Here is a 13993-nt window from a genome sequence, read left to right on the forward strand (position 1 = left end):
GATTAATTTAACTATATTAAATTATTTTAACTTACAAAAGAGCTTTAAAATAGTGCTTTTATCATTCACTTTCAAGTAATTTCGTTTTAAGTCTAACTTCACAATCCTGGATGTATTTGTAATTATGACTTTTTTCATATCTGGTTAAGTGAAGTTTCATTTTATCGACTTTAAAATCATCTAATATATTAGTCTTTTTTCTTTCACTGATTTGCTCTTCATTTTCAATATTTTCAATTTGTGTATTCCATCTATCAGCAAACATTTTTACTTCTTCATTCACCATTCATCAACTCATATTTTGCAAAATATACTTCTCATATATTCACTAAAATATTTGTGGTTTCATATTTTTATTCATATAATGCAAAATGCTCTTTAAAAATGACAGGTCTTTCAATTCAATATCATTATAATGTACAACCTCTGCAAATAATATCACGTTTCAACTAAGCTTGTCGTGATGTGTCTAGAGGTGGTTAATACAAATTCAAATTCAAGCTGCCCTTAAAAAAGAAAATTGAAAGCTTACCGCTTTCACAATCCATCCATAAATACCCCTATCCTTTCCAGAGCTATCTCAATTTCTTCTCTGGAAGTTGCGTAGGAGCATCTGAGGAAACCTGTACCAGCTTCACCAAATACATTGCCGGGGATTGTGACAACCTTCTGCTCGTTCATCAGGCGTTCTGCAAACTCCTCGGAGCTCAGGCCTGTGTTCTTGACAGATGGAAAAGCGTAGAATGCGCCTTTTGGCTCGAAGCATTCAAGTCCGACCTTATTCAGGCCGCTGATTATGAGGTGGCGGCGACGGTCGTAGTCACGGACCATGCGTTCCATTTCTTGCTGGCCGTTCTTGAGGGCTTCTATGGCACCGATCTGTGCTGTAATGGGTGCACAGAGCATGGAATACTGATGAATCAGCATCATTGCACTGATTATTTTAGGGGATGCCATTGCATAGGCCATCCTGAAACCGGTCATTGCATATGCTTTGGAAAATCCATTTAGCAGGATCGTTCTGTCCCGCATGCCTTCAAGGGATGCAAAGCATGTGTGACTACCATTATAAGTAAGACAGTCATAGACCTCATCGGAAATGACCATGATGTCATGCTCGCAGACAACATCTGCAATAGCTTCCAGGTCTTCCTTGCCCATGGTAGCACCAGTGGGGTTGTTCGGGAAGTTGATGATCACAGCTTTTGTTTTTGGCGTGATTGCAGCTTCCAGCTCCTTAGCGGTCAGTTTAAAATTGTTCTCAAGTTTCGTTGAAACAATAACAGGGACGCCACCTGCAAACATCACGGAAGGCACGTATGCCACGTAGGCTGGCTGGACGACAATGATCTCATCACCCGGGTTGGTGATAGCTCTTATGGCTACATCAAGGGCTTCGCTAACTCCTGAAGTAACCAGTATCTCTGAATTAGGATTATAATTTACCCTATACTTTGTGGAAAAATAACTGGCCAGCTCTTCTCTAAGCTCTATAAGGCCATAATTCGAAGTATATGAGGTCTCACCACATTCAAGTGAATGAATACACGCTTCCCTTATGTGCCATGGAGTAACATAATCCGGCTCACCTACACCAAGGGATATGACATCTTCTAACCCTGATGCAAGATCAAAATAGCGGCGTATGCCTGATGGAGGCACCTTGTTCATTACATCCGCTACAAATTTTGAAGGGGTGCATGTTTTTCTCATACATTATACATCCTTTGTAATGTGACCCTTATCAGGGAGTCACCGGTAAACGTGTAACATGGTCCTGTTCATAGAGGATAACACCATCCTCTTTATACGTCTTCAGGACAAAATGAGTTGTTGTGTGCTGTACCTGTTCGAGGGTTGAGATCTTCTCAGCAACAAAGAAAGCTACTTCTTTCATTGTCTTACCAAAAACGGTAAGTGATAGGTCGTATTGTCCTGAAAGAAGTCTGGCAGAACGTACTTCGGGGAACTTGTACAAGCGTTCTACAAGAGCCTGATACCCCATTTTCCTTTCAAGGGTCACTTCCAGCTCGATAATTGCATAGACGTACTCATCACCCGCAGCATCCCAGTCAATGACTGTCTTATATTTGCGGATCACTCCACTGTCCTCAAGCTCTTTTACCTTTTTGCTAACTTCATCAACAGTAAGTCCTGTAAGGGCTGCAATCTTTTCATGACCTATTCTTGCATCCTCTTCAAGACATTCCAGAATATGACGTGTTTTATCATCCATCTATAGCAACCCCATAACACCAGACACTCAAATTGAAAAGAAAAAAGAATGCTCGATTATTCGAGCAGTATTGCGTTCACTACACCATCCTGACCAGGACGGCTTGTAATTCTTGCATTACCAAGAGGAGTCTTGATAACGGAGCCTTTTGTAAGGATGTTACGCCTGACATAGTGCTCGTTTGCATCATTTCCAACAACATTCTCAATGCTGGTTTGATGGCTCTTGCCCTGTGTATCTGTTACGTTTGCGACGTTGCACTGGAGAAGTCTTACTTTCCTGTTTCCGCCTCTTGTTGCAACATTCTTCCTCTTTGTCTCGTGAATGTGAGTGTCAGCTGATTCACGGCCAAGTTCGAATTTCCTCTTACCGCGAGCTCCCTTTACTTTAGCACCTGTATATGTTCTTCTAGATCTACCTTGACATTTCATGATATATCCTCTTATGATTGTTATTATAAATATGAATGAATTACTTTAATAATTCAGATTTAAATCTGGTATTTCAAATCTGGTATGATTTATGGACGTTCCTTTAATAATAAGATGCTATATGAACTTTTCGAGTGATGTGTTAAGGAGCGCTTCCAACACAAAAACAGAAACCACAACAAAGTCTGCTTTCTATCATAAGCATCATCAGAGACAATTCATAAATAATTCTAACACTTATATAGGTATATGCTTCGCGTAATATTTCTTGGAACAGGGGGTTCCCTTCCAACCCCGGAACGCAACCCTTCGGCTGTTATGGTCAACCGTGAGGGCGAGCTTATGCTCTTTGATTGCGGAGAAGGTACGCAACAACAAATGATGCGAGCAAAGACCGGGATGAAAGCATTGACATCCATATTCATAACACATTTCCATGCAGATCATATTCTTGGAATTCCAGGACTCATACAGACTATGTCTTTTCACGGACGAACCGAACCATTGAAAATTTATGGTCCTCACTGGGTGCATGAATTTGCCCGTATACTCAGTGCCCTTGGATACTATAAACTCCGCTTTGAAATTGATGCAATAGACTTGAGTCCCGGGGATGTAATTAAAAGAAATGATTATTCCATAGTAGCCTTAAAAACAGAGCACAGTGTCCCAAGTATTGGATATGCTCTTATAGAAAATGAGAGGAGTGGCAAATTCAACCGTCAGAAAGCTATTGATCTGGGCGTTCCTCCAGGTCCACTATTTTCAAAACTCCATCGTGGGGAATCTGTGGAGGTAGGCGGCAAAATCGTACACTCGCAGGATGTAGTAGGGGTAGGTCGCCCCGGCAGGAAAATAGTCTACACAGGAGATACCCGGCCCTGCAAAGCCGTACTTGAAGCCAGTAAAGATGCTGATCTTTTGATACATGATTCCACGCTTGCAAATGATCAGCAGGATTGGGCGATCGAATCAATGCATTCAACTGCGCAAGAGGCTGCTTCTCTTGCAAAAGAAGCAAATGTTCTGAATCTTGTACTCACACACATCAGTTCCCGATACTCAGATAATCCTGCACAACTGCTGGAGGAAGCAAAAAATGTATTCAAAAAAGTAGTAGTTGCTGAGGATCTGATGGAACTTGACATTCCATACAGGGACCAAAGGTGAATTTTTCTGTGATCTGAATTAAAACAAAACCTACAGGAAGGTCCAATCAAGCCTCTTATCGTTGGCGTCGTAGAGGGAAACTTCCATTGGCATCTCCTCAAGTTCACTATTAAGGCGTTTAATGCCTATATACAGGATGTCGCCCGGGGCATATTTAAAGCCTTCTGCCTTCACTTTTCCAAAATATACACGACCTCCGGATTCAACCTCTTCGACAACCACTCCTTTCCAAATGAGGGTGTTAATTACATTAACGATAATGCATTCAAACCGATCAGATTCATTTACCTCAGACATAGTCCTCGATACATTTGTCAGGTTTAAAAAGATAATCCTTAAATGTACATTCTGTCACTATTTGATGGTGCAGGAATATTCTTCAGTTTCTTGACAGAAGCATAGAGGTCATCTTGGGTTACACTATCTCTGTCCTCAATTATCACATTATGGAGTGCTGTTTTGAGCACTTTTCCTACAAGGTCTCTTCCAGAAAGTCCCTGTGTCATCTTTGCAATGGCTTTAAGGTCAACATCTTTTGCAGGAATGGGAAAGGTCTGAACGTTTGATTCAAGAATTTCAAGACGCTCTTTTTCATCAGGTAGGGTAAACTCTATTTCTTCTTCAAATCTACTCCTAACAGCGGGGTCTATGGTGTCAGTACGGTTTGTAGCTCCAATCGTACATACGCCGGGGCGCTCAACGATACCATCCATTTCCGTAAGGAGTGAATTAACTATTTCCGCAACATCGCCGCGCAATTCCTGATGTCTGCGATCAAGGGCAATGGCATCTAGCTCATCAATGAATATGATACATGGGGCCATCTCCTGCGCGCGCTCATACAATTGGTGAATCTGTCTGGCACCCTCACCAACAAATTCGCCTATAAGCTCGGTAGCCTTCACAGGGATGATTGGGACATGGGCTTTATTTGCCAGTGCCTTTGCAAGCATTGTCTTACCAGTGCCGGAAGGACCGAAGAAAAGTACATTTCGGGGTGCCCATTTCCCAAATTTATCAGGTGCCTCAAGGAAACGTTCAATGAGTTTACACTTCTTGCGTGCATTTTGCTGACCTATAACATCATCAAAGGTGACATCACTTCTAAACTCAACTGCAGGAACACTGCTTATAGTCGTGTCTTTTACAACAATGTGTGTATTCTGCCCAATGAATGACCCGGGTGGCTCAACATCGGTAACCTTATAGGCAAAATCAGGATACATGCGATTATCAAAAAGATAATCTCCTTTATGGGCTGTACAGCCTTTCCACTGTTCTCTGGCATAATGTTCAAAAACACCAGGATCCTCGATTTCGGGATATTCATCAAGTATGCTTGCCATGGGGTAGCCTGCTGGCTCAAGTACAAGGAATTCTGCAGTGCACTCAGCTTCTTCTGATTTTGTTTCCCTGTTTGATTTAGGGTTTGTTTTCTGGGCAGTCCTTACTATATCTATCATCTCTTTTTTAATTCTACATTTGTAAATGAATTAAGCAAATTCTTAAACCTAACCCTTAAAGGTTTCGACACATGGGTTATTAAAAACAAAAAATATTAAACGAAGAATAAATATACCAGTCCTGACAATATTACCAATGAACATGGCTAATGAAAAGACTATGAAACATGTAAAAATTCCAGGCGTAGTTAATACTGTATTCTTTTTAATAGTCTGTATATTCGGATTCGTATTACTCGCACCGTTTGTTATTGCAAAGGATACAAACTCCATAATAATCAGTTCAGCTTTGATAGGGTGTACTTTCATAGCAATCATTTATGCCAGTAGTCATATAGAAAAACAGAGCCGAGAGCTCGAATCAAAAATAGAGGAACTGGAAGGCAAAAGAAAAGGGCTTGAGCAACTTGTAGATCGCAATGCAAAGATTGAAGATATGATTTCTTCGCTGGTCTCAATGTTCATTACACCAAAAGACATTGACACAATAATTCTCAAAACACTGGAAAGAACAGCTACACTCTGTAATGTGGGGAATAGCTACTTGTTCTTGTTTAAAAGTGATGGTAGTGCACATATGTCGCATCACTGGAAAACGGATGAGTTCCAAAATGAAAGCAGTATTTTTGAAAAAACATCATTTTCGTATTTTCCCTGGATAGGGGAAAAACTGAACAAAAAAGAAATGATTTTCATATCTGATGACAGCAAACTTCTGAGCAATGCTGACAGGGAAAGGAAGATATTAAACTCAAACGGCTTACAGTCCATTTTAGTAATACCTGTGGAGGCAAACGGGGAAATCGCAGGATTTGTAAGTGTCGAGAGCTATACAGTATCTATAGAATGTTGCCAGGAGTATCTCCAGACATTAAAAGTGGTTTCGGAACTTTTAGGCATGGCTCTGAATCACAAATCGTTCCTTAAGGATCTGGGACTTTTCAAGGACCTCATAAACAGATCGAATGACTTTATATTCGTTATTGATATGGAAAAAGACAGGATAATAGATGTCAATCAAACCGCATGCCAAGAACTGGGTTACTCCAGAGAAGAAATCCTTGGCATGGGGAAGCAGGACATTCAATCACTTTTGAACGATGATTTCTGGGAAAATAATTTTAAGGATATGTTAGGAGATAGGTATTTTGGACCTGACAAGATATTAACAAGAAAAGATGGGAGCACTCTGCCAGCTGAAATAAATGTTACATTTTCCACTCTTGACCAGTATAATTATGCTCTTGCAGTTGTGCGTGATATTACAATACGCAAGGGTATGGAAAGTGAAATTGCAAAGACAAAAGAAGTTATGGAGCTGGCACTTGAAGGTGCAGATCTTGGAATGTGGGACTGGAACCTCAGGACCAATGAAGTAATGTACAATGCCCGCTGGGGTAAAATGCTGGGGTATGATGCAAAAGAGATCAAGCCAAACATTGAATTCTGGAAACACCTTGTACATCCTGATGATATTAAAATTTTAAATGAAGCCATCGATGAACATCTGACTGAGGAATTAGGTTTATTTGAATGCGAATTCAGGATGAAGAACAGCCAGGACAAATGGCAGTGGATACTTGCCCGGGGTAAGCTGACCGAATGGGATAAAATGGGTGAGCCTTTCAGATTCACCGGAACCACAATGGATCTCGATGAAAGGAAAAAGGTCGAAGAAGAGCTTCGCCACTCTAACGAGCTAAAAGACCTGTTTACAGATATTATGCGTCATGACCTCCTTAATCCTGCAGGAAATGCCAGAGGATTTTCTGATGTACTGCTTGAAATGGAGGAGGATCCAAGCAAAGCAAGGATTCTTAGGATTATGCAGAGAAGCATCAACAAACTCATCGACATGATAGAGACTGCTGCCAAATTCGCCAAGCTTGAATCTGAAGAGGAACTTGAAGTTATGATGATGGATATCATGGATATCCTGAATGATGCGACAGAACAATTCGACCAGCAACTGCAGGAAAAGAATATGGTCATTGAAATGAGGGCAGATGGCAGTTACCCTTCCATGCTTAATCCTATTGTTGAAGAAATATTTGTAAATTACATATCGAATGCCATAAAGTATAGTCCTGAGAATACAAGGATAATCATCGACATTCAGGATTGCAATTATGAATGGAAAGTAAATGTAATTGATTTTGGTGATGGCATTCAGGATAAGTCTAAACCTCTTGTTTTTGATCGTTTTAAGAGGGTAGATAAAAGCGGAGTAAAAGGAACTGGCCTTGGTCTTGCTATTGTGAAAAAGATAGCTGTTCTTCTTGGGGGGACTGTTGGTGTGGATGACAATCCGGAAGGCAAAGGTAGCGTGTTCTGGGTCCGGTTGAACAAAGTTCACGACAGCATTGTTGACTAAAATAATTAACTTGATCTGGAATGTGATGCAGAACTAAATACAGAGCATGATGCTCTGATTCATATTAATTGTTGATTTTTTATTTTCCATTAACTTTAATAAAGATAGGTCTTATCAGAACCGTTTGTATCAATTTTGATGAGGAAACAAAATGGAACTTGATGAGACTATAATTACGAGGGCTATTGTAGAAGAATTTTCAAAGGTTTTTCTGGACTACATTGATGTTGATGTGGCACTTGTAGGGGGAGGACCTGCGAACCTTGTTGCTGCCAAATATCTTGGTGAGGCTGGACTGAAAACAGTTCTTTTTGAGAAAAAGCTCTCTATCGGAGGGGGCATGTGGGGCGGTGGAATGATGTTCCCTCGTATAGTGGTTCAGGAAGATGCAAAGCACATCCTGGATGATTTCGGTATCAATTACCATGAATATGAAAAAGGTTATTATGTGGCAAGTTCTATTGAATCTGTTGGAAAGCTCATTTGTGGTGCAACCGGTGCAGGCGTGGAAATATTCAATCTTATTGATGTGGAAGATGTGATGATCAGGGAAAATGATGCTGTTTGCGGCCTTGTTATCAACTGGGGTCCGGTTTCAATGGCACGCCTTCATGTAGATCCTCTGGCAATCCGCGCAAAGGTTGTTATTGATGGAACCGGGCATGATGCAGGTATATGCAGCACGGTCCAGCGAAAGATACCAGGGGCTGATATTGAACTTGGTGTAATTGGTGAAAAGCCAATGTGGGCAGATGTTGGAGAAAAAATCCTGATGGATACTACTAAAGAAGTATATCCTGGTCTTATCGTTACCGGGATGGCTGCAAATGCCGTTGCGGGAGCACCCAGGATGGGCCCTGTCTTTGGCGGAATGATGCTGTCCGGTAAAAAAGCTGCTGAAATTGCAATTGAAAAACTGAAACAATTGAAAAACTGAAACGATAAATAAAATTCTATACAATGAATGAGGTCTGATGATGCTGTTCAAAGTTGTTTCAAAGGAAAAGATTTATGTAAGAAACGGACCTCTATAGGGTGCTTTCAAGGAAAGCACCTACTTCGTGCCGGGGTAGGGTAGCGGTTATCCTGTAGCCCTGTGGAGGCTACGATTCGAGTTCGATTCTCGATCCCGGCCCTATAATATTATTTTATCATCGTTTTGGTTTTGTTCTATTAAAACAAGAACACAGAGTTTACTTTTCTCCGTTATTCTAATAATAGCTATTAGTTAGCTCCCTCCTTGTTAGCAAGGATTAGTGCATCATTGCATCATGTCGCTAGATTGTAATATAAATAGGTCGTGCAATTTGCTACTATATAATTCTATATGCTTAATGTATAAGTTATGTTTGATGGGGGTATACAATCCCTTCAAAAAAAAATTAGAATTCGTGCAGCTTTAGCTGCCTTCGCTGGCAAACAGTTTCGCCTGGAATTTCTACGGGGTAAGCACCTGTGAGGCATCCTACGCAGAGATCATCTCTTCCAATTCCAATTGATGCTACCAGACCATCAACACTCAAGTATCCTAATGAATCTGCATTGATCACTGCTTCAACGCCTTTTATTGTTTTGTGGGCTGCTATCAGCTCATCCCTGGATGCCATATCAATACCAAGGTAACATGGTGCTACTATGGGTGGGCTTCCAATGCGGGCATGTACTTCTTTAGCACCTGCGTTGCGTACCATGTCGATAATACGGCGCGATGTAGTTCCCCGCACAATACTATCATCGATGAGGACTACTTTTTTCCCATTGATGTTCGCGTTGATCGTATTCATCTTCAGTCGCACGGCTGTTTCACGCATTGCCTGGCCGGGAAGAATAAAAGTACGACCTATATAGCGGTTTTTCATAAGACTTTCTTCATAGTCTATTTTTGAACCTCTGGAATATCCTATGGCAGAAGTGATTCCTGAGTCTGGTACCGGGGATACCATATCCGCATCGACCGGATGTTCAATGGCCAGTCTCTCACCAATTCTTTCACGTACTCTGTAAACAAGTTGTCCGTCGATTATAGAATCGGGACGTGCAAAATAGACATACTCGAAAACACAATGTGCAGAAAATTTCTCTTCAAAGAGTTGATATGATTCAATTTCTCCATCTCTGAATATGACAAGTTCGCCTGGTTTAACATCCCTTAAAAGTTTCCCATTCAAAGTATCGATTGCTACACTCTCTGAAGCAACAACATGGCCCGAATCAATTGTGCCAATGCACAGGGGCTTAAATCCTAACGGATCTCTTACAGCCATAAGCACATCATCGATCATGATGGCAAGGGAGTAAGACCCATTGAGTTGCTTCATCACATTGCGTACAGCTTCAACCGTGCCGTGTTTTAGCAGTTCTTTTACAAGCAGGTGTGCAATCACTTCAGTATCTGAAGTTGCAACAAACACGTGTCCTTCAGTCTCAAGTTGAGCTCGAAGATCCAGACCATTGACCAGATTACCATTGTGGGCAAGTGCCACACTGCCACTCTTATATTTCACAATAAATGGCTGACAATTCTCTATTCGGGAGTCGCCTGAAGTAGAATAGCGTACGTGGCCAATCCCTACATTGCCTTTAAGGCCCACTAGCTCGTCCTTGTCAAATATTTCCGGGACAAGGCCCATGCCTTTAAGAGTATGGGGCTGTTTGCCATCATGAACAGTTATTCCTGCGGATTCCTGACCACGATGCTGCAAAGCATACAGAGCATAGTAGATGCGAAGCGCGGAAGGGACTGCATGTGTTTCTTTAATGAACTGTACGATCCCTGCAACACCGCATTCTTCGCGCATTTATATTCCTAGTCTAAAAAAGACTTAATATTTGCACTTTGCTTGCCATTTGTAGCTTCTCATGCGTGTAGTTTTTCCAAAGCCACATGATGTGCATTGTTTTGTGTGAATGTTAAGTGAAACACTACCGCAGCGCCTGCATTTCAGATGCGTACGCTTTTGTCTTTTACCCATTGAGGGAGTACCTTTTGACATTTATAATCACCTTTTGATTTAAAATTTAATTAATAATAGATTATTTGTAGCCATTAATAGCTCAGAGTTTACCCTTGATATGGCTAGTAGTTCTTATAGGTTACGTTCGTTTCAGGGGGATACGTAAACTACGTTGTCACCTCTGATAACAACACTACCTAATTTTCTCACAATTTCTCCTTCTTTAAGTTCTTCCGCATCATCAAGAACAAGGTTCATGTGGACATCATATCCTTGAAGTTTTCCACGGAATTCCCTTGCGCCTTTAAGTCTCACAATTACAGGTGTGTTTAAAGTATCGTTCAATATATCAAGAGGTCTGTTTCCCATTTTAGTCGCCCTCAGTTAAATAAATTCGAATAGTTATACGCGAGTATTAGCTTGTAAATTTGTTTATTCACTTATACATATTGCGATGCTCCAATGTTGCAGATTCAGTATATAAAACTATCGAAGATAGCAGCTTTTCAACAAATCTAACGCCCATATCACAAGATATAATAGACTCCGTTAACCAACTGATATATAAATATCAAGGCATTTAAGGGCTTCGTCATACAGGAAATGAGACCAGAGGAGAGTGAATATGAGTAAAGTATCAGTCATACTGACCATCGCAGGTTCTGACTCCGGAGGGGGAGCAGGGGTAGAAGCAGATATTAAAACAATATCTTCCATGGGACTCCACCCGGCATGCGCTATAACATCAGTAACATCACAAAACACTACAGGAGTGTTAAGTGCTTATGACCTCCCCTGTGAAGTGATAAGCAGTCAGGCAGATGCAGTTTGTGATGATATGGATATCAAATGGGCTAAGTCCGGTATGCTCTCGTCTTCTGCGATTATATCAACAGTCGCAGAGATTGTGAAAAAACATGGGCTGAAACTGGTAGTTGATCCTGTCATGTCAGCTGAGGCAGGGGGGGACCTGCTTCGAAAAGATGCTGTCTCAACTTTAAAAGATGAACTGTTGCCCTTAAGTGAAGTGGTTACGCCGAATATCAATGAGGCAATCATCCTTTCTGGCATGCAGATCCGAAGTGTGGATGATGCTAAGGAAGCTGCAAAAATAATCAGTTTTACAGGTGTAAGGAACGTTATCGTTACTGGTGGTCACCTGGATGCATCAGATATATTATATCAATCCGAAAATGACACATACACTATAATTCCCGGAACCTTTGTCAAAGGTGGAACACATGGCTCAGGATGTACTTATTCTGCTGCACTGGCATCATGTCTTGCACAGGGGTATGGTATAGATAAAGCTGCAAAAATGGCAAAGGATTTTGTTGTCGAGGCTATTAAAGGAAGCGTTCATATTGGGAAAGGTGTGGGCCCGGTTAACCAGTTGTCTCATGTCCTTCACAACGCTGAGAAATATGTTGTTATGGAGGATGTAAAAGAAGGAGTTGGGATACTTAGGAGGTGCAAAAACTTTGCAGGTATTATTCCGGAAGTTGGGTGTAACATTGCAATGTCACTCTCTGATGCTGCGTCCACTTTAGAAGTGGTTGCACTAACAGGTCGGATAGTCAAAGTAAACGGAGCTCCACAGGTGGTAGGGGATGTAGAGTTCGGTGCAAGTAGTCACGTTGCCCGCATAATACTTACTGCAATGAAGTATGACTCGAAATCCAGATCAGCTGTGAATATCAGCTATTCTGAAGAGCTTGTGGATATATGCAGGGAACTGGATCTCAGCATCTCCTCATTTTCCCGAGAAGAAGAACCCGAAGAAACGCATACCATGGACTGGGGGACAACGGATTCCATTGAGAGGCATGGTAGTGTGCCTGATATTATCTATGATAAAGGCGGCGTGGGAAAAGAGTCCATGATTCGGGTAATCGGGCACAGCGCCACAGAAGTTGCGGAAACTGCTGTAAAAATAGCTGAGATGCATGCCCTAATAATAAATAACGGATAATCTCATATCTACATAATACGTCCATACATATTTCAGATGAAACAAATATTGGTTTCTGTCAAGAGTGGAAAATAAAATGGAAACAGAAGCATTCAACGGGCTTTATCTTTCAAAGGAGATAAGGAAAAGTATTAAGGAAATGGGGTTCAGGGAACCAACTGAAATTCAGGAAAAATGTATTCCCCTTATACTGGAAGGAAAAGACATTATCGGGCATGCGCAGACCGGAACAGGAAAAACAGCCGCTTTTGGAATACCTTTAATGGAACTTCTTGATCCTGCTAACAAAAAAGCCCAGGCCATTGTGGTATGTCCGACAAGAGAACTGGCAAACCAGGTGTCTGAAGAGCTTGGCAGGCTTGCAAAATATATTCCTGAGCTTAAAGTGCTATCTGTATATGGTGGTTTATCTGTTGATTCCCAGATAAGTGCGCTTAAAACTGGAGCACAAATAATAGTTGGAACTCCGGGAAGGATTATTGACCATCTCGAAAGGCAGACAATGCAGACTGATGATATTGGTATTGTTGTGCTTGATGAAGCCGATGAGATGCTCAATATGGGATTTAGGGAAGCTATAGAAGAAATACTTGGTACTATTCCTCTTGGCAGACAGACTTTACTCTTTTCGGCAACAATGCCAAAACCCATTCTCCGACTTACAGAACAGTATCAGAAAGATCCCGTCCTGGTTAAGGTGGTTCAGGAAGAACTCACTGTGCCTCAGGTGAAGCAATATTACTTTGAAGTAAAGGACAATGCAAAACCAGAGGCATTGAAACGTTTGATAGATGCTGAAAATATCAAGTCTGCACTTGTGTTTTGTAATGCTAAAAAGGAAGTTGACAAATTAGTTATTAAGCTGCGCTCCCGTGGATATCCTGCTGATGCACTTCATGGTGACATAAAGCAGAAGAAAAGAGAACAAAGAATGGACATGTTCAAAAATGAGGAGATTGGTATCCTTATAGCAACTGACGTAGCTGCAAGGGGTATAGATGTCGATAATATAGAAGTTGTTTTCAATTATGATCTGCCCCAGGAACTTGAAACATATGTGCACAGGATAGGAAGGACTGCAAGGGCAGGCAGGCCGGGGCTTGCATACTCTTTTGTATCCAGGAAGGAACTTGGCAAGCTGAATGCTATTACAAAAATAACTAATACAGATATTATTAAAAGAGAGCTTCCAAGCAACAAGGATATAGAAAAAATAAAAGAGGGTCGTATTGCAGATGATATCAGGATGCAAATTAGACGTGGGCATCTGGATAAATACGATGATTTTGTCTCTGGTATTGCTGATGACACTATCAACTATCGACAAATTGCTGCAGCACTTGCAAAAATTATACTTAGGAATGAGAAATAGAACTATAATAGAGGATATTAA

At 41.1% G+C, this 13993-nt stretch carries 14 protein-coding genes and 1 tRNA gene; 6 read left to right on the top strand and 9 right to left on the bottom strand.

The genetic code is table 11. The annotated features are described in order from the left end of the window. Positions 1-61: 61 nt before the first annotated feature. The 4 genes from QZZ23_RS05495 to QZZ23_RS05510 all read right to left on the bottom strand — a co-directional run bounded on the left by QZZ23_RS05495 (position 62) and on the right by QZZ23_RS05510 (position 2667). On the bottom strand, positions 62-286 hold the full coding sequence (locus tag QZZ23_RS05495; protein WP_292467573.1) for a hypothetical protein: 225 nt from the start codon (positions 284-286) through the stop codon (positions 62-64). A 251-nt stretch (positions 287-537) separates the two neighbouring features. Further along, positions 538-1713 (bottom strand): aminotransferase class I/II-fold pyridoxal phosphate-dependent enzyme, encoded by a 1176-nt coding sequence (locus QZZ23_RS05500; protein ID WP_292467575.1) that lies wholly within the window; start codon positions 1711-1713, stop codon positions 538-540. A 31-nt stretch (positions 1714-1744) separates the two neighbouring features. Further along, positions 1745-2236: an Lrp/AsnC family transcriptional regulator gene (locus tag QZZ23_RS05505; RefSeq protein ID WP_292467577.1), complete on the bottom strand. Its 492-nt coding sequence runs from the start codon at positions 2234-2236 to the stop codon at positions 1745-1747. Positions 2237-2292: 56 nt separating this feature from the next. Further along, complete coding sequence (locus tag QZZ23_RS05510) at positions 2293-2667, bottom strand: 30S ribosomal protein S8e (protein ID WP_292467579.1); 375 nt, start codon at positions 2665-2667, stop codon at positions 2293-2295. 249 nt (positions 2668-2916) lie between these two features. On the opposite strand from QZZ23_RS05510, the gene QZZ23_RS05515 reads away from it, so the two are divergent. Next, positions 2917-3837 (top strand): ribonuclease Z, encoded by a 921-nt coding sequence (locus QZZ23_RS05515; protein WP_292467581.1) that lies wholly within the window; start codon positions 2917-2919, stop codon positions 3835-3837. A gap of 30 nt (positions 3838-3867) precedes the next feature. Here the strand turns inward: QZZ23_RS05515 and QZZ23_RS05520 are convergent, their stop codons facing one another. Together QZZ23_RS05520 and QZZ23_RS05525 are read right to left on the bottom strand one after the other, a co-directional pair. Continuing rightward, a complete protein-coding gene (locus QZZ23_RS05520) occupies positions 3868-4134 on the bottom strand; it encodes a hypothetical protein (RefSeq protein WP_292467583.1) in 267 nt (88 codons plus the stop codon). Between the two features lie 38 nt (positions 4135-4172). Beyond that, positions 4173-5300 carry an AAA family ATPase gene (locus QZZ23_RS05525; RefSeq protein WP_292467585.1) on the bottom strand — a complete coding sequence of 376 codons (1128 nt, stop codon included), beginning with the start codon at positions 5298-5300 and terminating at the stop codon, positions 4173-4175. Positions 5301-5442: 142 nt separating this feature from the next. Between QZZ23_RS05525 and QZZ23_RS05530 the strand changes: the two genes are divergently transcribed. The 3 genes from QZZ23_RS05530 to QZZ23_RS05540 all read left to right on the top strand — a co-directional run bounded on the left by QZZ23_RS05530 (position 5443) and on the right by QZZ23_RS05540 (position 8809). Continuing rightward, the gene (locus QZZ23_RS05530; protein WP_292467587.1) at positions 5443-7674 is read left to right on the top strand and encodes a PAS domain S-box protein; all 2232 of its coding nucleotides are present in this window, start codon (positions 5443-5445) and stop codon (positions 7672-7674) included. A gap of 151 nt (positions 7675-7825) precedes the next feature. Beyond that, entirely contained in the window at positions 7826-8611 is a 786-nt protein-coding gene (locus QZZ23_RS05535) for a sulfide-dependent adenosine diphosphate thiazole synthase (RefSeq protein ID WP_292467589.1), read from the top strand. A gap of 126 nt (positions 8612-8737) precedes the next feature. Next, positions 8738-8809, top strand: a tRNA-His gene (locus tag QZZ23_RS05540). Between the two features lie 247 nt (positions 8810-9056). Here the strand turns inward: QZZ23_RS05540 and purF are convergent. The 3 genes from purF to QZZ23_RS05555 form a co-directional block, all read right to left on the bottom strand. Then, complete coding sequence (gene purF, locus QZZ23_RS05545) at positions 9057-10472, bottom strand: amidophosphoribosyltransferase (RefSeq protein ID WP_292467591.1); 1416 nt, start codon at positions 10470-10472, stop codon at positions 9057-9059. 24 nt (positions 10473-10496) lie between these two features. Further along, on the bottom strand, positions 10497-10667 hold the full coding sequence (locus QZZ23_RS05550; protein ID WP_292467593.1) for a 50S ribosomal protein L37e: 171 nt from the start codon (positions 10665-10667) through the stop codon (positions 10497-10499). 111 nt (positions 10668-10778) lie between these two features. Continuing rightward, positions 10779-10997 carry an LSm family protein gene (locus QZZ23_RS05555; RefSeq protein WP_292467595.1) on the bottom strand — a complete coding sequence of 73 codons (219 nt, stop codon included), beginning with the start codon at positions 10995-10997 and terminating at the stop codon, positions 10779-10781. A gap of 256 nt (positions 10998-11253) precedes the next feature. Between QZZ23_RS05555 and thiD the strand changes: the two genes are divergently transcribed. Together thiD and QZZ23_RS05565 are read left to right on the top strand one after the other, a co-directional pair. Continuing rightward, on the top strand, positions 11254-12600 hold the full coding sequence (gene thiD, locus QZZ23_RS05560; protein WP_292467597.1) for a bifunctional hydroxymethylpyrimidine kinase/phosphomethylpyrimidine kinase: 1347 nt from the start codon (positions 11254-11256) through the stop codon (positions 12598-12600). Between the two features lie 76 nt (positions 12601-12676). Next, positions 12677-13972: a DEAD/DEAH box helicase gene (locus QZZ23_RS05565; protein ID WP_292467600.1), complete on the top strand. Its 1296-nt coding sequence runs from the start codon at positions 12677-12679 to the stop codon at positions 13970-13972. Positions 13973-13993 lie beyond the last annotated feature (21 nt).

The organism is Methanolobus sp. (assembly GCF_016278385.1).
Lineage (GTDB): Archaea > Halobacteriota > Methanosarcinia > Methanosarcinales > Methanosarcinaceae > Methanolobus.

Excerpts from the sequence above, each read along its gene's own strand:
- QZZ23_RS05555 (WP_292467595.1), bottom strand. The coding sequence starts at position 10,997 with ATGGGAAACAGACCTCTTGATATATTGAACGATACTTTAAACACACCT.
- QZZ23_RS05510 (WP_292467579.1), bottom strand. The coding sequence starts at position 2,667 with ATGAAATGTCAAGGTAGATCTAGAAGAACATATACAGGTGCTAAAGTA.
- QZZ23_RS05535 (WP_292467589.1), top strand. The coding sequence starts at position 7,826 with ATGGAACTTGATGAGACTATAATTACGAGGGCTATTGTAGAAGAATTT.
- QZZ23_RS05520 (WP_292467583.1), bottom strand. The coding sequence starts at position 4,134 with ATGTCTGAGGTAAATGAATCTGATCGGTTTGAATGCATTATCGTTAAT.
- QZZ23_RS05550 (WP_292467593.1), bottom strand. The coding sequence starts at position 10,667 with ATGTCAAAAGGTACTCCCTCAATGGGTAAAAGACAAAAGCGTACGCAT.
- QZZ23_RS05525 (WP_292467585.1), bottom strand. The coding sequence starts at position 5,300 with ATGATAGATATAGTAAGGACTGCCCAGAAAACAAACCCTAAATCAAAC.
- QZZ23_RS05505 (WP_292467577.1), bottom strand. The coding sequence starts at position 2,236 with ATGGATGATAAAACACGTCATATTCTGGAATGTCTTGAAGAGGATGCA.
- QZZ23_RS05565 (WP_292467600.1), top strand. The coding sequence starts at position 12,677 with ATGGAAACAGAAGCATTCAACGGGCTTTATCTTTCAAAGGAGATAAGG.
- QZZ23_RS05495 (WP_292467573.1), bottom strand. The coding sequence starts at position 286 with ATGGTGAATGAAGAAGTAAAAATGTTTGCTGATAGATGGAATACACAA.
- QZZ23_RS05515 (WP_292467581.1), top strand. The coding sequence starts at position 2,917 with ATGCTTCGCGTAATATTTCTTGGAACAGGGGGTTCCCTTCCAACCCCG.
- QZZ23_RS05500 (WP_292467575.1), bottom strand. The coding sequence starts at position 1,713 with ATGAGAAAAACATGCACCCCTTCAAAATTTGTAGCGGATGTAATGAAC.
- purF (WP_292467591.1), bottom strand. The coding sequence starts at position 10,472 with ATGCGCGAAGAATGCGGTGTTGCAGGGATCGTACAGTTCATTAAAGAA.
- thiD (WP_292467597.1), top strand. The coding sequence starts at position 11,254 with ATGAGTAAAGTATCAGTCATACTGACCATCGCAGGTTCTGACTCCGGA.
- QZZ23_RS05530 (WP_292467587.1), top strand. The coding sequence starts at position 5,443 with ATGGCTAATGAAAAGACTATGAAACATGTAAAAATTCCAGGCGTAGTT.